The sequence below is a fragment of the Streptomyces sp. NPDC002853 genome, assembly GCF_053591915.1.
Genome location: NZ_JBSFUS010000002.1, coordinates 584020 through 603675 on the forward strand (window position 1 = coordinate 584020; position 19656 = coordinate 603675).

Genomic DNA, 19656 nt, shown 5'->3' on the forward strand with positions numbered 1-19656 from the left:
CCATAAATCTCCCGGGCCGTGGTCAGAGGTTGAACAGCCCTGCCGCGTTGTCGTGGCACACGGCCCGTAGCCAGTCGCGCCCCAGTTCCAGACGTTCCAGGGCCTGGAGTTGATGGAGGTAGGGGTAGGGGATGTTGGGGAAGTCGGTCCCGAGCAGGATGCGGCCACCGAGGTCGGCGAGGCGGGGAAGGGCCGTGCGGGGGAAGGGCATGAAGCTCTCGGTGAAGTCGGTGAAGTTCATCGTGGTGTCGAGGTGTACCTGCTCGTAGCGTTCGGCGAGGTCGAGGAACTCCTCGTACTCGGGCATGCCCATGTGCGCGACGATCAGACGCAGTTGGGGGTGACGGGCCAGAACCCGGGCGACGGGCTCGGGACCGGTGTACTTGCCGGGTGCGGGCCCCGATCCACAGTGCATCACCACAGGAGTCCCGGCCTCGGCCAGCAGCCCCCACGCCGTCTGGAGTAGTTCGTCGGCCGGATCGTATGCGCCCACCTGAATGTGGGCCTTGAAGATCCGGGCGCCGGCCTCGAGGGCTTCACGGACGTAGGTGCCGGTATCGGGCTCGGGATAGAGGGTTGCGGTGTGCAGGCAGCGGGGGGTGCGGTGGGCGAATTCGGCCGCCCAGCCGTTCAGCCACCGGGCCATGCCGGGTTTGTGCGGGTAGAGCATCGAGGTGAAGGCCCGCACGCCGAAATCGTCCAGCAGGGCCGCGCGCTCCGCTTCTTCCCGCCGGTAGGTGATGGGCCAGGCCCGCCCGCCGATCAGAGGGCCGCCGGTGTCGAAGTAGTCCCAGACCTTGTGCAGGACGCGTTCAGGCATGAAGTGGGTGTGCACGTCGATCAGTCCGGGCAGGCCGAGCCCGGTCCAGAAACCACGGATGTCATCGGCCTCGCTGCTCACGGTGGTGCGGGAGGTGGTGCTCATCTGGTGCTGCCTCCTTGGGTGCCGCCTCCTTGGGTGCTGCCTCCTTCGCAGATGGCCGGCCGTCACTCAAGGTCGCGGATGGCCCGCCGTCACTCAAGGTCCCGGACGGGCCGCCGTCGCTCGTGATCATTGAAGCCTGCCCGTGATCCTCCACGAGGTCCAGGCCGCCTGCCGGTGTGGCTGCTTGCAGCTTTGCGGCCTGGCGCACACGGCGGCCTGGCGCACACGCCCCTGGCGCCACGCGCAAAGGCTCGGGCCGAGGCGCCAGGCCGCCCCACTCGTACTCAGTTGAGGCCCTTCGAGGCAGACGCCCCGTGGGCCGCTCGGCTCAGTCGAGCAAGCTCTCCCCGAACCGCGAGCCCTGCGCGAGGCCGAAGTCAGCCGAGCTGAGGGACTTGGAGCCAGATCCGGTGAGGCCGGACGACGTGCCCGGCAAGGTCCACAGGCCACCGCTGCGGTCATTCTCGAAGGAGGCCGTCACCGCCAGATCGCCCTTGCCGTCGCGGTCGTAGTCGGCGATCCGAACCTGCGCGCCGAAGAGGTCTCCGGCCTCGGCGGCACCCGGAACTCCCGTGGTGTCCTGAGAAATGCGCACCACCGCGGACTGGGAAACTCCCGAGGCCGAGCCGCGGAACACGGTCACGTCGCCGGCGTTGTCCAGGTCGCCGAGCTGTTCGCCGTTGGCGCCCACCACCAGTTCCGCCTTGCCGTCACCCGTGATGTCGCCGATCTCCACCGAGGCTCCCCAGTTGTCGCCGTCCTCGTTGGCACCGGGCACACCCGTGCTGTTCTGGTGCAGGGTCACCGGGTCGCCGAATCCCGATCGGCTGCCGTAGCGGACCGTGACGTAGCCGGAGCCGTCGCTGGGGTCGTCGACCGAGAAGAAGTCAGGCCAGGTGAGGGAGGTGGCCATGTCGTCGAAGCCGTCACCGTTGATGTCGCCGAGAGCGACGGCGGTGTCGCCGTCGGACACGCGCTGAATCCGGCTCGGGCTGCCCTCCTGACCCGTGAAGATGTCAGTGCCCGGGCGGCCGGTCCCCGCGTCGCCGGTCACCGCGAGGTCGTCCTTGCCGTCGCCGTTGACGTCGCCGACGGCAGCCTCGGTGTACCGCAGACCCGAACCCGCGACTGCCAGGTTGTACGAAGCCATGGGCTTGCTGTCCCGGGTCATACCGCCCTTGTACACGGCGATCGCGCCCGGCTCGATCACCGCAAGGTCCGCGCCACTGTCGCCGGTGAAGTCCCCCACCGCGACGTCGTAGCCGTGGGCCTGGTGCTGCTGCGGGTTCGCCACGGTGGTCGTGGTGCTGCTGGTGAACGGCTTGGCGCCGCCCCACAGGATGGTGACGCTGCCCTGGCCCTCATAGGTCTCCACGTCCTCGCCGTCGGCGCCCACGACGAGGTCCGCGTAGCCGTCACCGTCCAGGTCGCCGCTGGCCATCGAGATCCCGAAATGATCACTGTCTTCCGGCGTGCCCGGCACTCCCGCAGAGCTCTGGGTGAGGGCGACCTTCTGGGTCGTCAGACCATCGGCCGACCCCAAAGCCACGACCACCTCACCGGCGGCCCCCGCCCCGTTGACGGTCTTGTACGGCGCGCCGATGGCGATGTCCCGGTGCCCGTCACCATTGAAGTCATCGGCGAGCTTGGCGGGAGCGGCGGCCGCGGGCGCCACCGGGCCAACGGCGAGCAGACCACCGGTCAGCGTGGTGACGGCCGCGGCGGCAACAACGGTGCGGAAGGGCAGGGGCATGGGGTATCTCTCCTTGGAGCTGTGCTGAACGATGCACTAGACGATCCAAGGGGTCGAAGGGTTGTACGAGATGGGCGGTACGGAAGCGGCCATACACGGCGCCCGGGAATGTGTCGTACCGCAGAGCTCCTGGGCAACAGCTTTCGACGGCAGTGGTGGGGCTGCCTGATGCGCATTCTCAGCCCACCAACGCTTCCTGCACGGATAAGCAACAGAGTGGTTGGACCCCTAGGAACCGTAGCGAAGGCGCAGCTCCTTCTTGTCGAACTTGCCGGTACCCGTGCGGGGAACGACCTTCATGACCTCGATGCGGTCCGGCAACTGCCAGCGGGCGAAGCCGTTCCCCTTGAGGTGCTCGCGTACCTGTTCCAGGGTGACAGAGCTCCCGGGCCGGGCGGCCAGGCAGATCAGCGGTCGTTCCTGCCACTTCGCGTCGGGGATCGCGATGACCGCGGCCTCGGTGACCTGCGGCATGGCCATGACGGCTGACTCCATGTCCACCGAAGAAATCCACTCGCCGCCGGACTTGATGAGGTCCTTCGCGCGATCAGCGATGACGACATAGCCCTCGGGCGAGCCGACGGCGATGTCACCCGTGCGGAACCAGCCGTCATCGGTGAACGCCGAGGAGCCTTCGTCACCGAGATAGGAGCCGGCGATCCACGGCCCGCGCACCAACAAATCCCCCATCGCCTCCCCGTCCCAGGCCACGGAAGCTCCCGCCTCATCACGGATGTCGAACGCCACGCCAGGCACAGGAAGCCCGGCGCGCGTGTGCACCGCATCTGTGAGGCGTTCCTCGCTCCAGTCCCGCATGTGCTCCTTGGGCCAGGCGAAGCTGGCCAGGGGTGAGGTCTCGGTCATGCCCCACACCTGGATCAGCGGGATGCCCAGTTCGCGGCGGTAGTGCGCGATCAGGGCGGCCGGCGGACGGGCCCCGCCGCACAACAAGTGCCGTAGATCCGGAAGCCCGCCGCGAACGGCGATCTCCGCGGCCATCGCGGTCCAGATGGTCGGCACGCCGGCGCCCACGGTGACGCGCTCCTCTGCCATGAGGGTGACGAGCGCGGCCGGGTCCAGGGCACCGCTGGAGAAAACCTGCTTGGCGCCGTAGGAGGTGGCGGTGTACGGCAGGCCCCACGCGTTGGCGTGGAACATGGGCACCACCGGGAGCACACAGTCGCCGGGTCCGATGGACATCGCTGCTCGTGAGGAGGCAGCTATGGCGTGCAGCACGGTCGACCGGTGGGTGTATACGACGCCCTTGGGGCGGCCGGTGGTGCCCGAGGTGTAGCACAGGCCAAGCGGAGAGCGTTCGTCGATGTCGCGGGGCGGGTAGTACTCGGGGCGGCCCGCGAGCAGTTGCTCGTAGGCCATCACGTTCGGCAGCGTGGTCTGGGGGACCTCGTCGTCCAGGACCACGATGCAGCGCACCTCCTTGAGGCCGCCGCGGGCATGCACCTGTTCAAGGAGCGGGATCAAGTCGGCGTCGACCAGGATGGCACGGTCGCCCCCGTGCCCGATGACGTAGGCGAGGTCGTCCGGCGAGAGCCGCAGGTTGAGGGTGTGCAGCACCCGGCCGGTGCAGGGAATGGCCCAGTACGCCTCGAGATGCCGGTAGCCGTTCCAGGCGAGGGTCGCGATGGTCGCGTCGCGCTCAAGGCCCAGGGCGTCCAAGGAGTGCATCAGCTGCTGCGCCCGGCGGCCGAAGTCCGCGTACGTGTAGCGGTGAACGGTTCCGTCGGCGCCGCGGGTGACTATGTGCGTGTCGTGGAAGTGGCGCGGCGCATGGTTGAAGAGGAGCCAGGTGTTCAGCGGAGTGTCCATCATTGCCATGGGGCACATCGTCGGCGCCCGCTGCGGCGCCCCGCCATGGAGACGGGCCACAGATCCTCGGGCGGGGAAGTGGAGCAGGCGTCCACTCACACCATGGGCGCGAGTTGCGTCGTGGTGGAGGTCTCCATGATGTGCGGACCGCTGGTGGAGGCCATCTCCGTGGTCGTGGCCGTGGAGCCCCTTTAGCATCGCTTCCGCGTGGGCATCCGTACGCCGCTCCTCGCGGGAGTCTGCTGGACATGACGCAACGGGGTTACGCCCCTGGTCGACTCGGTGCGCCATGGGTCACCATCGCAGGTGAAGCGTAGGGAGGCATTCCGTGCAGCAGGTCGCCAGACACCCCAGAACCGACGCAGGGCCGGCCGGAGAGTTGCTGCGGCTGCTGTGCGAGGACGCGGACCCGGAGCGGTATCGGGCTCTGCTCGAACAGAGCCCCGCGGCCGACCGGGCCTGGCTCGGCCCCCTCGTCGACGACGCACTGCGGGTGCGCGCCCGGCTGGAGGAGCAGAGTCGGCACGAGAGCGAACTGGCCGCGCTCTACGAGACGGCCGGCGACCTGTCCTCGTTGCGCGATCTGGAGGCGGTGTTGCAGGCCATCGTCCACCGGGCCCGCGGCCTGCTCGGCACGGACATGGCCTACCTGATGCTCAACAACGAACGTCGTGGCGACACCTACATGCGGGTCACCGACGGCATCCGCACCGACGCCTTCAAGCACAACAATCTTCCGCTGGGCTCAGGCCTCGGTGGGCTCGTCGCCAAGGACGCCGTGCCCTACCACACGGCCGACTACTTCGCGGACGACCGGTTCGAGCACGTTCGCGACGACGTCGTGCGTGCCGAGGGGCTGATCTCCGTCCAAGGCGTTCCTCTAGTACGGGGTGATCAGGTCATCGGCGTGCTCTTCTCCGCGAACCGCCGCAGCCGCCCCTTCGCCGACCACGAGGTGGCCCTGCTGGTCTCGCTCGCCCACCACGCGGCCATCGCCATCGAGAACGCCACTCTCTTCGAGGACGTACGCCGCACCGTCGACGAGCTCACCCAGGCCACCACGGTCATCCAAGCGCACAACGCCTCCATCGAGCGCGCTGCCGCCCTGCACGAGAGGCTCATCGGCCTCGTGCTGGACGGAGCGGGCCTGCCCGTGGTGGCAGCGACGCTCGCGGATGTCCTGGGCGGCGGCATCCTCGTACTGGACGCCCAGCGCTCCGTGCTCGCCTCCGCGGGCACGGGCCCCTTGGTGGGCCACGCCCGCGACGTCGGCGACCTCCCTGACAACAGTCCGGCAGCCCGGGCAGCACACGAAGCGTGCGAGAGGTCCGGCAAAGTGCACCGCACACGCTGGATCCCGGCAGGTGACAACGGGGCGGCTGTTTGCGCCACCCCCATCGTCGCCGGCGGCGAGGCCATGGGCGTGTTGCTGCTCGTGCGCGACAGGCCGGACCCCGAAGCCATCCATGCGCTGGAAAGCGCCGCCCTGGTCGCCGCCTTGATGTTCCTCAGCGAGCGAGCCGTCGCCGAGGCCGAGCACCGGCTCCACGGCGAGCTACTCGAAGACCTCCTCGGCAACCCAAACCGCGACACCGAAGGGTTGCACCGCCGCGCCACCTTGATGGGCATCACGCTGGGCCGCCCGCACACCGTGCTCACCGCCCGCTGCCGTGACAGCCTGCACCGCCGTCCCATCGCGGATGCTGCCGGCGCGTTCGCCGCACGGCTAGGCGGCCTTGCCGGCGAACACCGCGGCAATGTCGTGGTCCTTCTGCCCGGCAGCCGGACACCCGCCGATGCCGCGCGAACGCTGGCCGAAGGGCTGTCTGCCCGCGTGGGCGCGGCGGTCACCGTCGGGGCCGCCGCGGCCGACGGCGGCAGGGACACCATCATCGAAGCCCACCACGACGCCGCACGCTGCCTAGACGTCCTGCTGGCATTGGAGCGTGACGGCGAGGGAGCGACTTCCGACCAACTCGGCATCTACGGACTGTTGTTCCACCAGACCGGCCGTGATGAGCTCCGTCGCTTCGTCGCCCGCACGATCGGCCCCGTCCTTGACTACGACACAGAACGCGGCGGTGAGCTGGCCCACACGTTGCTGACGTACTTCGCCCACGACGCCAACTTCACCCGTGCCGCCGCCGCCCTCTACATTCACATCAACACTCTGTACCAGCGAGTCGAACGCATCAGCGCCCTGCTCGGCTCGCAGTGGCGGCACGCGGACAATCTCCTTCAGGTCCACCTCGCGCTCAAGGTACATGCGGTACTCGAGAGTTCGTAGACGTTGTATGACCCCCTTCGTGGCAGCCCGGGGCGCGTTAGTGGTACGCCGATCCAGCATGGCACTGCCGGGATAGCGGGCCGCGCAGCTGCGATCGGGCAAGGGAACACTTCTACGCCACAGGACGAAGGGTGATGGAGCACATCGCCATACCCGCCGGACGCAGTCGGGACCTAACGTCCCAGTCACCCCGCGGTACCGCGGGATCCCGCGCTGTGCAACCGCCGTACGGCACTGCCCATTTCACGTGCACGCAGGCGGAACCCGCAAGGAGGCACCATGCATCGTTCCCCCTCACCATGTCCCCCCTCCCGCAACTCCCTCCCTCGCTTCCTGGCCATCGCGCTGTTGCTGGCGTTGGTCTGCCTGCCCCCGGGCCCGTTGACCCGAACCGCGTCCGCGTCGGCCCGTGAGCCCATCGGCCCGCGAGAGGTCGCGGCCTTCGGCTCAAACCCAGGCAACCTGCGAATGTTCCGGTACATCCCCGACGCCTTGCCCGCTGGTCGCCCCCTCGTCGTGGCCCTGCACGGCTGCGGGCAGACCGCCGGTGATTTCGACGACGAGCCGGGCTGGACCCAACTGGCCGACAAGTACGGCTTCGCGCTGCTGCTGCCCCAGCAGAAGGTCGCCAACAATCTCAACACCTGTTTCAACTGGTACCAGCCCGGCGATGCCACCCGCGGCCACGGCGAAGCCCGATCCATCAAGCAGATGGTCGACCGGATCAAAAGGGATCAGAACGTCGACCCGTCCCGCGTCCACGTCACCGGCCTGTCCGCCGGCAGCGCGATGACCGCGGTGATGGCGGCCACGTATCCCGATGTCTTCTCCGGCGCGGCCATGGTCGCCGGCGGTCCATACGGCTGTGCCGACAGCCTCATCCAAGCGCTCACGTGCTTGCACCCGGGCAGGGACCTCAGCCCCCGGCAGTGGGGCGACAAAGTACTCGCCGGCTACCCGGGGTACAGCGGTCGGTGGCCGAGCGTGTCCGTGTGGCACGGAAGCCAGGACTCCGCGGTGGACCCGATGAACCTGACCGAGGTCGTCGAGCAGTGGACGGACGTCCACGGCACAGATGCCGTGCCGGAGGTCAGTGGCACAGTCCAGGGCCATCCGCACAAGGTCTACCGCGACAGCTCCGGGCGTGACGTGGTGGAGAGCTACTCGATCACCGGCATGGACCACGGACAGCCCGTCGATCCCGGCCATGGCGCCAGGCAGTGCGGCGTAACGGCCGACTCGCTGCCCGACGAGAACATCTGTGCCGCGTACCGGATCAGCCGGTTCTGGGGGCTCGACGGATGAAGCCATCACGACACAACCCCAAGGGGGCCGATAGATGACCCACCGGCATCGACGCCGCGCCACCCGTCCCAGCCATCAACTACTGCTAGGAGCCTAGATGACGGACCAAACCACCGCCGAACCCCTTGCGACCGGCGTACCCGTCGAGGGCGGCACGCTCAACGTGCTGCGCTTCGGCAACGGTCCTCGAGTGGCTGTCGCGGCCCACGGCATCACCGCGAACGGCATGTCCTACCGGGCGCTGGCCCGTCACCTGCCGACGGAATGGTCCCTGTACGCGTTGGATCTGCGCGGCCGGGGTGACAGCGCGGACGTGCCCGGGCCGTACGGCATCGACAAACACGCGGCCGATGTGTGCAGGGCCGCAGAGGAGTTCGGCGGCCAAGGCCCGGTCGCGCTAACCGGGCAGTCGATGGGCGCATACGTGGCGTTGCGGGCAGCCGCGCGCCGACCAGCACTCTTTGATCGGTTGCTGCTCATCGACGGCGGGTTGCCGCTACCGGTGCCCGCCGACGCGGACCTCGACGAGATTCTCGACCATACGTTGGGGCCGGCCGTCGCCCGGTTGTCCCAGACCTTCGCCGACGACCAGGCGTACGTCGACTTCTTCCGCGCACACCCGGCACTCGCCGCGGAGTGGAGCACGGACATCGAGGCGTACGTCCGCTACGACCTCACGGGACGGCCGAGCTCTCGCCGCTCCAAGGCCCGCGAGGAGGCAGTGCGCCAAGACGGCCGCTACCTGCTGACGAACGCAGAGTCCTTCGGCGCGGACCTGACCCGGCTGACGGTGCCGACCCTACTGCTGCACGCCCCCCTGGGTGCACTCGGCGCGACGCCGCCGCTCCTTCCGCAGGAGCTCGTCGACCACTGGGTAGGTCAAACGCCGGCTTTGCAGGCCGAGTTGGCAGATGCATCGAACCACTACACGATCTTGCTGGGGTCGCATGCGAAGACAGCGGCGGATCGCCTGGCCGGACCATGGTGCGCCATCTGAGCAGGTCCGGATCGCGCGAGGTGCCTCCGGGCCGAGCCGGCCCACTCTCATGCCACCAGGGCGGAACTATGCACACCCGACATCTCAACCATCCACTGGCCCAAGTGCCGCCCCTCCACGGGACGTTGTAGTCCCGTGTCGAACTCCTATGCGCAACCCATCCTGAGGACGCCCGACCTCGCAGAAGGACTGCGTGTTGTTGAGCGGTTGCTCGCCATCGCCGAACTCGGGGACATCTCAGTCGATCTCGACGTGCGGATCTTCTCGGAGCAGACCTTGGCGCCGTTGCTCGAGCTGTTGCCTGGTGCACAGCGGCTGCCCGAAAGCGACCTGGTTGACTCGACGGCGACGGGCGGCGAGTTGTCGGCGCACTTGCCCATGCGGTTGAGGGAATGGGGCATGCCCCTGCAGGTGGTTCAGCCATTTCTCAGGGCGGTGGACGACAACCCGGCCACTGTCCGGTGGGACTTCGCGGGCTGGCCCCCAGCCCCCGAAGTCGGACTGGATGTAGGTGGCACCAGGGGAGCGTTCATCACGCTGTGCGCCAATGCTCGCGATCTCGACCTCGACTTCGAGCGACCCGGAACCGATCACACGCTCTTCGTCCACGTCAAACAGATCGAGGCCCACCGCGCACCCTGGCTCGCAGCACAGGTCGGACTGAGCGTGATCGGCGATCTCGTCATGGCACCGTACTAGAGAAGCCACGTCACCAGAGAAGGCCGCGCCCACCCTGCTGGGACGAAGGCGGGCATCGGAGACCGACTCCGTGCCGCCCTGCTGCGAGCCGGGCCACACCTCCCGCAGACATCCGCATAGCCCAAGGAGCGACGGTCCACCGTCGCTCCTCGGGCTCGGGACCCGGGCACACGTGCCGCAATTAACCCACCGGTGTCGCCGTCGGCGTATCGGAGGCGGTGTCGGACTCCTGGGCGAGGCGCTCCATGCCGCTCGTGTTCTTCAGGGGGGTCTCCTTGATGAACAGCACCGCGATCAGCGCGAGCAGAGCGAACGGCGTGGCCACCAGGAACAGGTCTCCCGTGGCGACCCCGTATGCGTGCTCCACGATCTCCCGCATCGGGGCCGGCAGCGTGGTCATGTCGGGCACACCGTGACCGGCGGCCTGGCCGGAGCCGGCCGGGACACCTGCCTGATCCAGTCCCTTGGTCATCTCGGTGGCGACGCGGTTGGCGAGGATCGCGCCGAGGACGCTGGTGCCGATGGTGCCGCCCAGGCTGCGGAAGAAGGACAACACCGAGGTGGCGGCGCCCAGTTCAGCGGCGGGCACGTCGTTCTGTGCGGCCAGGACCAGGTTCTGCATCAGCATGCCGACGCCGACGCCCATCACCACCATGAAGACGCTGAGCAGACCGAAGTGCGTGTTCGCGTCGATCGTGGACAGCAGGCCCAGGCCCACGGTCATGGCGACGCCACCGATGACCAGGTAGATCTTCCAGCGGCCGGTCGCGCTGATGAGCTGACCCGCGACCGTGGAGGAGACGAGCAGGCCGAGAATCATCGGCAGGCTCATCAGACCCGCGACCGTCGGCGACTTTCCGAGGGACACCTGGAAGTACTGCGAGAGGAAGACGGTGCCGCCGAACATCGCCAGGCCGACCAGCAGGCTCGCCAGCGTGGTCAGCGACACGGTGCGGTTACGGAAGATGCGCAGCGGGATGATCGGTTCGGCGACCCGTGATTCGACGTAGACAGCGGCCACCAGCAGCGCCACTCCCCCGCAGACCAGGGCGGCCGTCTGCCAGGACGCCCAGTCGAACTGGTTGCCTGCGAGCGAGACCCAGATGAGCAGCGCGCAGACGCCTGCCACGATCAGGAACGCGCCCAGGAAGTCGATCTTCGCCTCGCGGCGGACGGTGGGCAGCTTCAGGGTGCGCTGCAGCAGCACGATGGCGAGCAGCGCGAACGGTACGCCGATGAAGAAGCACCAGCGCCAGCCCAGCCACGAGGTGTCCACGAGAACACCGCCGATGAGCGGCCCGGCCACCGTGCCGACGGCGAAGACGGCACCGAAGATGCCCGCGTACTTGCCGAGCCTGCGCGGCGGGATGATGGCCGCCATCACCACCTGCGCGAGGGCCGTGAGGCCGCCCGCCCCGATGCCCTGGGCGACGCGGCTGAAGATGAGCAGTCCCACGTCGTGCGAGAAGCCGGCAAGGAGCGAGCCGACGACGAACATGCCCAGGGAGAGCTGGAGCAGCAGTTTCTGGTTGTACAGGTCGGAGAGCTTGCCCCACAGCGGCACGGTGGCCGTCATCGCGAGGAGCTCGGCGGTGACCACCCAGGTATAGGAGGACTGGCTGGCTCCGAGGTCGGCGATGATCCGCGGGAGGGCGTTGGAGACCACGGTCCCGGCGAGGATGGCGACGAACATGCCTGCCATCAGCCCGGACATGGCCTGGAGTATCTGCCGATTGGACATCGAGGTCGAAGGCGCCTCTGGGGGCACCACTGTTGCAGTCACATCGTCTCTTTCAGAGTTCAACGCTGGACCCCCTCATACGCAGGGGCTCCAGATAAAAAGCGGGTCCGGTCAACGTCGCCCGGACCTGGTCGGCGGTGGCGGCTCGGGCAAGCCGGCCGCCAGGTGGTCGAACACCTCCAGGAAGACGTCCTCGAAGGCCGCCTCGTCCTGGTGGACACACCAGTGCTCTACCGCGATCCGTACGGCCGAGGTCCCGACGACAGCCACCAGCCGTGGGTACAACCCCAGCGCTCGTCGTCGCTGCTGGGCCTCGGCCTCCGTGCTCTGTGCGCGATCCGCGGAGAACAGGGGTGAGCCGGCGCCGATCCGCTCGGCGACGGCTTCGGCCAGGCCGAGCTCGTCTGCCATGTGCGCCCCGATACTGCGAGCGAGGAGTTCGGGAGAGCGGCGCAGCACTTCGGCGTGCAGCCGCCACAACTCCTGTTGCTGCTCGATCTCCTGCAGTTCGGCCGCCATCGCGTCGCGGAGTGCGACGAGCGGTGAGAGCTCGCGTGGCGCCTCGAGCACGGCGGTGCGGACCCGGGAACTCGCCTCCGCACCGACCAGGACGAAGACCTCGTCGCGGGAGTCGAAGTAGTTGAAGAAGGTGCGTGGCGAGACGCCCGCGGCCTCGCTGATCGCGTCGACGGTGGTGTGCTCCACCCCGCGCTCCGCCGCGATCCGTACCGCCGCTTCGACCAGCGCGGCCCGCGTCGCCCGCTTCTTGCGCTCTCGCCAACTGTCCGTGGCAGCCGTCTTCTCATCCACATGTTGCATGCTACGCAAAAATGCAGAGCCTGCAAATTCACGTCGTCCCGGTCGCCGCCACGACGCGGGCGACAAGAGAGGGCGACCCACCGAGGAGCGGCAAACTTGACGACCGGGGCCGTGGGGACGTGGTGGCATCGCCGTACGTTTTGCCATGTCAGCGCGGCGGTCGGGCGGTCAGAGGTTGCTGGGGTGCCGGGATGTGGTGGGGGCTGGTTTCCGTCGCCTCCCCGACCGCCCGTGTGACGCCCGTGTGCCTTTCACGGTGATGTCGGCTGGTCGGGAGGTGGGGTGGTTGAGGGGGTGGTCGAGGGGGCGGGGCGCAGAAAAGCGCGGGCCCGCGGGGTGTGGCGGTAGTGGACGTGTCGTCCGTGGCGTTGGCGTTGGACCAGGTCGGCGGCGAGGAGACGGGAGAGGTGGAAGGAGACCGTCGCGGGTGCGAGGTGGTGCAGCGTGGCCAGCGCCGTGGTGGTGCGCGGTTGATCCAGGCTGTGGAGGATCGCCAGCCGGGTCGCGCCGAGGACGGGGGCTATGCGGGGGCTGGTCTCATCCGAGGTGCCCATGGGGATGGCAAGTTGGGCTTCATCGGGGCGGAGGGGTGCGTGCAGGCCGATGCGGTCCAGGAAGAGGCTGGGGATCAGCGCGACGGGATGCCCTCCGGGGACCTCCCCGTCGTAGTCCGAAGTGACGGTCAGGGCACCGTCCTGCCAGCGCAACGAAGGGTGCAGGGCGGCCAGGGCGCTACCGAGTCCTTCACGGGCTGCGACGGCGGCATGCCGTTCGACGAAGCTCTCAAAGCTCGCGGAGGTCTGGGACCAGTGCGGCGCCATCGCCTTCGACCACAACCAGTGCAGTTCGCGCGCGAGCCGTTCCCGCAGCTCGCTCTCGCCGACCTCGATCCGAGTTCGCACTTGGTCGTCGGCACGCTCCAACTCACCCTCCCCAAGCCAGGGACAGCGGCTGCTGCGCGCCTGTCCCCCGGCGAGAAAAGCCGTGAACTGAGTGCTCACCGTGCTCGTCGGCGTCGTCGCAACGGCGTGTAACTGGTCCTCGACCGCCGGCAGGAAGGAACGCGGCGCGGGAGTGAGCAGCTCCGGAAGGTAGGCGGTATAGCCGCGCGCGACGGCGGCGAGCGTCGGCAGTCGGCCCGAGGACAGCAACGCCCTGACGTGCTGGAGCCTGGGCGGCGTCTTCGGCGCTTCGGCGACAGCGACCAAGGCTGCGGCAAGCTCCCCCACTGGTGAGACCGCCCAGCGCAGAGCGGCCAGGCGTTCAGCGGGCATGTGCACGCGAATCACCGATCCGCTCCCCCAGTTCGTCGACGGCCTCATGCGCGGTTCGTCGCAGACCAGCTTTCGAACCTGATCGAATCAACGCGTCGGGCCGACCTCTGGTTCCTACGCTCCAAAGGCCTCAGCAGGAGAGGCGGCGATACGTACTCCGTGGCAGTGAACGAACCCGCCTCCACCACCTGTTGCACCGTCACACCCCATAGGAAAGGCACGACTTCATGAGCCAGCAGATGATCTTTGTCAACCTCGCCACCCGCGACCTCAACGCATCGAAGAAATTCTTCACCGAGCTGGGCTTCTCCGCCGACGACCAGTTCAGCGACGACACAACGGCCGCGATTCCACTCAGCGACACCATCCACGTGATGCTGCACACCCACCAGAAGTACGCCGAGTTCTCGAGCAAGCGGATCGTCAATTCCACCACGTCGAGCGAGGTGCTTCTCGCGCTGAGCGCGACCAGCCGCGAGAAGGTCGACGAGCTGGTCGACAGAGCGATCGCCGCGGGAGGCTCGCCCAGCGGTGAGACGCAGGACCACGGCTACATGTACGGCCGCGCCTTCGACGACCTCGACGGACACACCTGGGAGGTCATGTGGATGGACCCGGCGGCGGGACAGGAGTGACCACGGTCAGGCCGGTGTCGAGAGGGCGCTGACACCATGTGTGTACTTTGCGGCGGCCCTGCCTTTGGCCGGGGCCGCCGCTCGGTCGTCGAGAGACGGGCAGCAGCCCCGTGAACCGGTGGTGGATGGCGGGTACGGCGGTGGATGGCGGGTACGGCGGTCACGCGCAGGGTGCATCCCTGGCCGTCGTACGTCCGCCGCTTATCGAGTGCGACCAGCCCGGCGCTACGAGTCGGGGTCGTCCGCTGCCGAGGGCGCAGAGTGTCAAGCCGAGTGCAAGAGCTCGCTCAACGGGCGGCGCTGCCCGCCGTCCTCCCGAAAGTTCTCCGGTGCCAGCCAGGCGCGGAACGCCTCGCGCAACAGTGGCCATTCACTGTCCACGACCGAATACCAGGCCGTGTCCCGGTTGCGCCCCTTGTACACGACCGCCTGGCGGAACACGCCCTCGAAGGTGAAGCCGAGACGCTCGGCGGCCTTGCGCGACGGCGTGTTGAGCGCGTCGCACTTCCACTCGTATCGCCGGTAGCCGAGCTTGTCGAAGGCGTAGGCCATCAGCAGGTACTGCGCCTCCGTGGAGAGCGGGGTGCGCTGCATCAACGGCGAGAACACCACGTAGCCGACTTCGATGACCCCGTTGGCCGGGTCATGCCGCATCAACGACAGGGTGCCGACCGCTCGGCCTGCCGCCCGGTCGATCACCGCGTAGTGCAGCGGGTCTGCGCTACCGGCCGCGGCCTGGGCCCAACGGCGGTATTTCTCCTCGCTGTCGAAGGGCTCATCGGGCAGATAGGTCCAGTTCCGTCCGTCGGTCTCGGTCGCGTACGCCGCGTAGAGGTCGGCAGCATGCCGCTCGGCATCCAGCGGCTCGAGGCGGCAGTATGCGCCGTCCAAGTCGACCCGGGCGGGGGCCGCTCGGGTGGTCCAGCCCGGAAGGGGGTCTCCGACGGGCTGGTCGTATGCGTTGAGGTGTGGGGGTGGGGTCACCGGGTCTCCTTGATGTCTGCTCTGGGGCGACAGTAGACCGGCAGCGGCTTCGGCCTGCCGGTCGGGGCTGTCCCGACGTGGCTCTCAGCCCTGGCTTCGTGCTGCTCCAGTGCTTTGCTCGGCTGCCGCGATCCTCTTGTTGCGGCGTACCGAGGACCAGAAGGACGAGGCGATCAGGATGACGCCGACGAGGCCGGTGATGAGCTCACTGATCTCGTACTGGATCGTCACCAAGAGGATGGCGGCGAGGGCGCCGATCGCGTAGTGCGCGCCGTGCTCCAGGTAGACGTAGTCGTCGAGGGTGCCCTGGCGGACCAGGTAGACGGTGAGCGAACGGACGTACATCGCGCCGGTGCCAAGACCGAGCGCCATGAGCACGATGTCGTTGGTGATGGCGAAGGCGCCGATGACGCCGTCGAAGGAGAACGACGCGTCCAGGACCTCGAGGTAGAGGAACATGAAGAAGGCAGCCTTGCCGGCCAACACCACTGCGGGCGTGCCACTGCCGCTGGTCTTCGCCTCCTTCTCGGCCTCCTGTTCTCGCTCCTCCTCGTCCTCCAGGCGACGCTCGAAGAAGCCGGAGAGTCCGCCCACGACGAGGTAGGTGATGAGGCCGGCGACACCGGACAGGAGCACCGTCTCCGCCTTGTCCGCGTGCGTGCCGCCGTGCTGGTGGGCGTTGGTGGCGACAGTCATCGCGGAGATCATGAGAACGATGAGCGCGATGCAGGCCGACAACATGTCGATCTTGCCGAGCTTGGCCAGCGGGCGCTCCAGCCAGCCCAGCCACTTGATGTCACGGTCCGCGAAGACGAAGTCCAGGAAGATCATCAACAGGAACATGCCACCGAACGCGGCGATCGAGGGGTGAGCGTCGGTCACCAACTGCTGGTACTTGTCCTTGTCGTTGACCGCGAGACGCACAGCCTCGATCGGGCCGATCTTGGCGCTGACCGCGACGATCAGGACGGGGAAGACCAGCCGCATCCCGAAGACGGCGATCAGCACACCGATGGTGAGGAAGATCTTCTGCCAGAAGGCACTCATCTTCTTCAGGATCCCGGCGTTGACCACCGCGTTGTCGAACGACAGCGAGATCTCGAGGACCGCCAGAATCGCAACGACCCCGATGGCCGTCCATCCGCCGTAGAACACCGCCGCGACCAGACCGAGCGCGGTGACCGCGAACGACCAGCCGAACGTTTTCAGAACCACTTGCTTCTCTCTCATGGGACGTCGGGGCCGGGGTGCCAAAGCGCCTGCGAGCGTTCATCCAACGCTCTCGGACTCTGATCACCAACGCTTCCCTCACCTGGTGCCCTTTCCCGGCGTTTCACACTCCCGCCCCGGAGCATGCCGCCAGGTGCCGCTGCCCCTCCCTGCCGCTCCTAGGCCATCTCGCGGACAGGTCCCCGGCCGGTGGCCCACCGATCACACAGCGGGCTGATCGGGGTCGCAGCTGGCGCGGCGCAGGCCGATGGTGCGCAGCGCGGCACGCAGGGCGGCTTGGTCGCCGTGCCGGACGGTATGGACACAGCCCTCGGCTTCTTCGAGTAAGCGCGACGGGACGGGAGGTTCCGCCGAGACATGCCAGATCACTCCGCTGGGAGGATCCAAGGTGCGCAGCTCGTGAAACGCCGCGGCAAGCTCTGCCGGGGTCCCGGGAACGGCCGTGTCGATGACGACGATGTCCGGGAGCAGGGCCCTCGCCTGAGCCAGGGCCACCGATGGCCCGGCGGCGTGCGAGATCACTCGATAGTGCGGGCCATGATGGATCAGCGGGCGCAAGGACCTGATCATGTCGTCGTCGGCTACAAGCAGCACGGTCATCATGCAGCCAGCATGCTTCGAAGAGCCCTTCACCGCCCCCCGTGGCCGGGGTCCCGAAGCCTCACCGGCACAGTCACGAACTCGCTCGGCAAGTGCTCGACGGGTTTCTGCGACGTCCCCAGGGATGGCCGCCTGGAACGATTTCGCCGCGTCGGCTCACCGGCGCGACTGCGCCGCACAGTCCTCATCAGCAGGCCTCAGGAGCTTGGCCCGCTCCCCCTCGGCGAACGCCAAGCGGTACTTCGGATCAGCAGCCGCCGGACGAAGTCGGCGCGCCGGCCCCGATCTGCAGGGTGGAGGGCGTCGCGCAGCAGCCTGCGCCGTCCTGCTCCTGCGCGGCTTCGGGCTCGTCGAACAGGCCCGCGCCACCGCAGACTCCGGTCTCCGGGAGGGTCAGTTCCACGCGTTCGGCGGCCTCTTGGTCCCCGGCGAGGGCGGCGGCGATGGAGCGGACCTGCTCATAACCGGTCATGGCCAGGAAGGTCGGGGCGCGGCCGTAGGACTTCATGCCGACGAGGTAGAGGTCCTTCTCCGGGTGGGAGAGCTCGCCCACGCCGTGGGGGTAGACAGTGCCGCAGGAGTGGACGTTGGGGTCGACCAGCGGGGCGAGCGCAATGGGGGCCTGGAGGCGCTCGTCGAGGCCGAGGCGCAGTTCGGAGACGAAGGAGAGGTCAGGGCGGAAGCCGGTGAGGACGATGACCTCGTCGACCGGGTCAAGGCGGCGGCCGTCCTCGGAGACCAGGGTCAGCTGGTCGCCCGTCTTCTCTACGGCGGTGGTGCGGAAGCCCGTGACGGCGTCGGCGTAGCCGTCGTCGACGGCTGCCTTCGCGGCGAGCCCCAGCGCGCCGCGGGCCGGGAGCTGGTCGGCTTCGCCGCCGCCGAAGGTGGCACCGCCGATGCCGCGACGCAGGACCCATGCGGCATGGGTGCCGGGAGCGTCCTTGGCGAGGTCGGCCAGGTAGGCGAGCGCGGTGAAGGCGGAGGCCCCGGAGCCGATGACGGCGGTGCGCTTGCCCGCGTAACGGGCGCGTACGGCAGGGTCCTTGAGGTCGGGCACGCGGTAGGAGACGCGGTCGGCCGCGGCCTTCTCGCCGAGCGCGGGCAGGCCGTCGCCGCCGATCGGGCTGGGCGTGGACCAGGTGCCGGAGGCGTCGATGACGGCGCGGGCGATGATCCGCTCCTCGCGCCCGTCGGCGTAGGCGATGTGCACGGTGAAGGGCTGCTGGTCGCGGTCGGCGTCGACGACGCGGTCGCGGCCCAGGCGGGAGACACCGGTGACCGTCGCACCGAAGCGGACCCGGTCGCCCAGGACGTCGGCCAACGGCTGCAGGTAGCCCGAGGCCCAGTCGCCGCCGGTCGGGTAGGTCGCGCCGTTGGGCGCGGACCAGCCGGTGGGCGCCAGGAGCTTCTCGGCTGCGGGGTCGACGACCTCGGCCCAGGTGGAGAAGAGGCGTACGTGACTCCACTCGCGGACCGCGCTGCCCGCCGATGCCCCGGCTTCCAGGACCAGCGGCTCAAGATTGCGCTCGACGAGGTGGGCGGCGGCGGCAAGACCGATCGGGCCGGCCCCGATCACCACGGTGGGCAGGGTGGTGGTGGATGCCTGGGCGGTCGGCTCGGTCGGGTCCGTCGGCTCGGTCGGCTCGCTCATGGTGACTCCCTCGCTGTTTCGACACCTGTCGATGGCTTGCGCGGCCAGCATGGCACCTGTTTCGACAGACGTCAACATAGGCGTTTATCGAAACAAGGAAGGGTCGGGAGCTCGTTATGGAGCAGTTCGATGTCGCGGTCGTCGGTGGCAGACGGTTCGGCCCGGTGACGGTGCACGCCCTGCGCGGGCAAGCGTGCAGGACGGTGGCGCTGGAGGCACCAGGAGCTGCGACTCGGCACGACCCGCTACACGACGCGCGGCACGGCGCCCGCCGCCTCGCGACCTGCCTCCGCCACGCCTGGCAGCGAGGTAGCAGCCCCCTGGGGCATTGCTTCGACATGTGTCAACATAGACGTATGTCGAATACGAAGGTGCTGCCGCTGGTCGAGACGCAGAGCGTCGAGCCGTGCTGCCCACCCCTGACCGAACGGCCGATGAACGCCGAAGAAGCGGAAACGGCCGCGCGGATGTTCAAGGCGCTCGGCGATCCGGTACGCCTGCGCCTGTTCTCCGCCGTCGCCTCGCATGAGGGCGGGGAGGCATGCGTGTGCGACATCTCCGACGTCGGCGTATCCCAGCCGACCGTCTCCCACCACCTGAAGAAGCTGAAGGAGGCGGGCCTGCTCACCTCCGAGCGACGCGGCACCTGGGTCTACTACCGCGTCGAGCCGTCCGTACTGGCCGGGATGGGACAGCTGCTGGCCCCCGCGGGCGCTACGACCTGACCGCGGCCGGAAAGCAGTCGCGCGGGCCGTCCAGGAGCGGGCAGGACAGCCCGGCATGGCACCCGGGCGATCGTGCGGGTTCGGCAGCAGTCGCTGCCGGGCCAGCCAACGCATGGATTCGACCTGGCCACAGGCACCGCACCGTGCACGGCCGAGGACGTGCAGCAGCCCGTGCCCTGCCAGGCATCCTCGCCTTCCTTGACC

16 protein-coding genes are annotated in these 19656 nt (G+C 68.5%); 6 read left to right on the forward strand and 10 right to left on the reverse strand.

Going from position 1 to position 19656, the window contains the following annotated elements:
* Positions 1 to 22: 22 nt before the first annotated feature.
* From ACWD02_RS07285 to ACWD02_RS07295, 3 genes are all read right to left on the reverse strand, one after another.
* A complete protein-coding gene (locus ACWD02_RS07285) occupies positions 23 to 925 on the reverse strand; it encodes an amidohydrolase family protein (RefSeq protein WP_451205540.1) in 903 nt (300 codons plus the stop codon).
* A 328-nt stretch (positions 926 to 1253) separates the two neighbouring features.
* Positions 1254 to 2678 (reverse strand): FG-GAP-like repeat-containing protein, encoded by a 1425-nt coding sequence (locus ACWD02_RS07290; protein WP_451205542.1) that lies wholly within the window; start codon positions 2676 to 2678, stop codon positions 1254 to 1256.
* A 228-nt stretch (positions 2679 to 2906) separates the two neighbouring features.
* Entirely contained in the window at positions 2907 to 4514 is a 1608-nt protein-coding gene (locus ACWD02_RS07295) for a long-chain fatty acid--CoA ligase (protein ID WP_451205545.1), read from the reverse strand.
* A gap of 319 nt (positions 4515 to 4833) precedes the next feature.
* On the opposite strand from ACWD02_RS07295, the gene ACWD02_RS07300 reads away from it, so the two are divergent.
* The 4 genes from ACWD02_RS07300 (at position 4834) to ACWD02_RS07315 (ending at position 9793) form a co-directional block, all read left to right on the forward strand.
* Entirely contained in the window at positions 4834 to 6792 is a 1959-nt protein-coding gene (locus tag ACWD02_RS07300) for a helix-turn-helix domain-containing protein (protein ID WP_451205549.1), read from the forward strand.
* 279 nt (positions 6793 to 7071) lie between these two features.
* Positions 7072 to 8097 (forward strand): extracellular catalytic domain type 1 short-chain-length polyhydroxyalkanoate depolymerase, encoded by a 1026-nt coding sequence (locus tag ACWD02_RS07305; protein ID WP_451205552.1) that lies wholly within the window; start codon positions 7072 to 7074, stop codon positions 8095 to 8097.
* Positions 8098 to 8194: 97 nt separating this feature from the next.
* A complete protein-coding gene (locus ACWD02_RS07310) occupies positions 8195 to 9094 on the forward strand; it encodes an alpha/beta hydrolase (RefSeq protein WP_451205555.1) in 900 nt (299 codons plus the stop codon).
* A gap of 135 nt (positions 9095 to 9229) precedes the next feature.
* Positions 9230 to 9793: a hypothetical protein gene (locus ACWD02_RS07315; RefSeq protein WP_451205557.1), complete on the forward strand. Its 564-nt coding sequence runs from the start codon at positions 9230 to 9232 to the stop codon at positions 9791 to 9793.
* Between the two features lie 181 nt (positions 9794 to 9974).
* Here ACWD02_RS07315 and ACWD02_RS07320 read toward each other — a convergent pair whose 3' ends face one another.
* From ACWD02_RS07320 to ACWD02_RS07330, 3 genes are all read right to left on the reverse strand, one after another.
* A complete protein-coding gene (locus ACWD02_RS07320) occupies positions 9975 to 11534 on the reverse strand; it encodes a DHA2 family efflux MFS transporter permease subunit (RefSeq protein WP_451205560.1) in 1560 nt (519 codons plus the stop codon).
* 111 nt (positions 11535 to 11645) lie between these two features.
* Positions 11646 to 12353 (reverse strand): TetR family transcriptional regulator, encoded by a 708-nt coding sequence (locus tag ACWD02_RS07325; protein ID WP_451205563.1) that lies wholly within the window; start codon positions 12351 to 12353, stop codon positions 11646 to 11648.
* A gap of 251 nt (positions 12354 to 12604) precedes the next feature.
* Positions 12605 to 13627 carry an ArsR/SmtB family transcription factor gene (locus ACWD02_RS07330; RefSeq protein ID WP_451205566.1) on the reverse strand — a complete coding sequence of 341 codons (1023 nt, stop codon included), beginning with the start codon at positions 13625 to 13627 and terminating at the stop codon, positions 12605 to 12607.
* A 227-nt stretch (positions 13628 to 13854) separates the two neighbouring features.
* On the opposite strand from ACWD02_RS07330, the gene ACWD02_RS07335 reads away from it, so the two are divergent.
* A complete protein-coding gene (locus tag ACWD02_RS07335; protein WP_451205569.1) occupies positions 13855 to 14262 on the forward strand; it encodes a VOC family protein in 408 nt (135 codons plus the stop codon).
* A gap of 264 nt (positions 14263 to 14526) precedes the next feature.
* Here the strand turns inward: ACWD02_RS07335 and ACWD02_RS07340 are convergent, their stop codons facing one another.
* The 4 genes from ACWD02_RS07340 to ACWD02_RS07355 form a co-directional block, all read right to left on the reverse strand.
* A complete protein-coding gene (locus ACWD02_RS07340) occupies positions 14527 to 15246 on the reverse strand; it encodes a GNAT family N-acetyltransferase (RefSeq protein WP_451205572.1) in 720 nt (239 codons plus the stop codon).
* An 84-nt stretch (positions 15247 to 15330) separates the two neighbouring features.
* Positions 15331 to 16461, reverse strand: coding sequence for a DUF475 domain-containing protein (locus tag ACWD02_RS07345; RefSeq protein ID WP_451205575.1), 1131 nt, complete (start codon positions 16459 to 16461; stop codon positions 15331 to 15333).
* Between the two features lie 216 nt (positions 16462 to 16677).
* A complete protein-coding gene (locus ACWD02_RS07350; protein ID WP_451205577.1) occupies positions 16678 to 17079 on the reverse strand; it encodes a hypothetical protein in 402 nt (133 codons plus the stop codon).
* A 244-nt stretch (positions 17080 to 17323) separates the two neighbouring features.
* The gene (locus tag ACWD02_RS07355; RefSeq protein WP_451205580.1) at positions 17324 to 18727 is read right to left on the reverse strand and encodes an NAD(P)-binding domain-containing protein; all 1404 of its coding nucleotides are present in this window, start codon (positions 18725 to 18727) and stop codon (positions 17324 to 17326) included.
* A gap of 356 nt (positions 18728 to 19083) precedes the next feature.
* Between ACWD02_RS07355 and ACWD02_RS07360 the strand changes: the two genes are divergently transcribed.
* A complete protein-coding gene (locus tag ACWD02_RS07360) occupies positions 19084 to 19452 on the forward strand; it encodes an ArsR/SmtB family transcription factor (protein ID WP_451205583.1) in 369 nt (122 codons plus the stop codon).
* Positions 19453 to 19656: the final 204 nt, after the last annotated feature.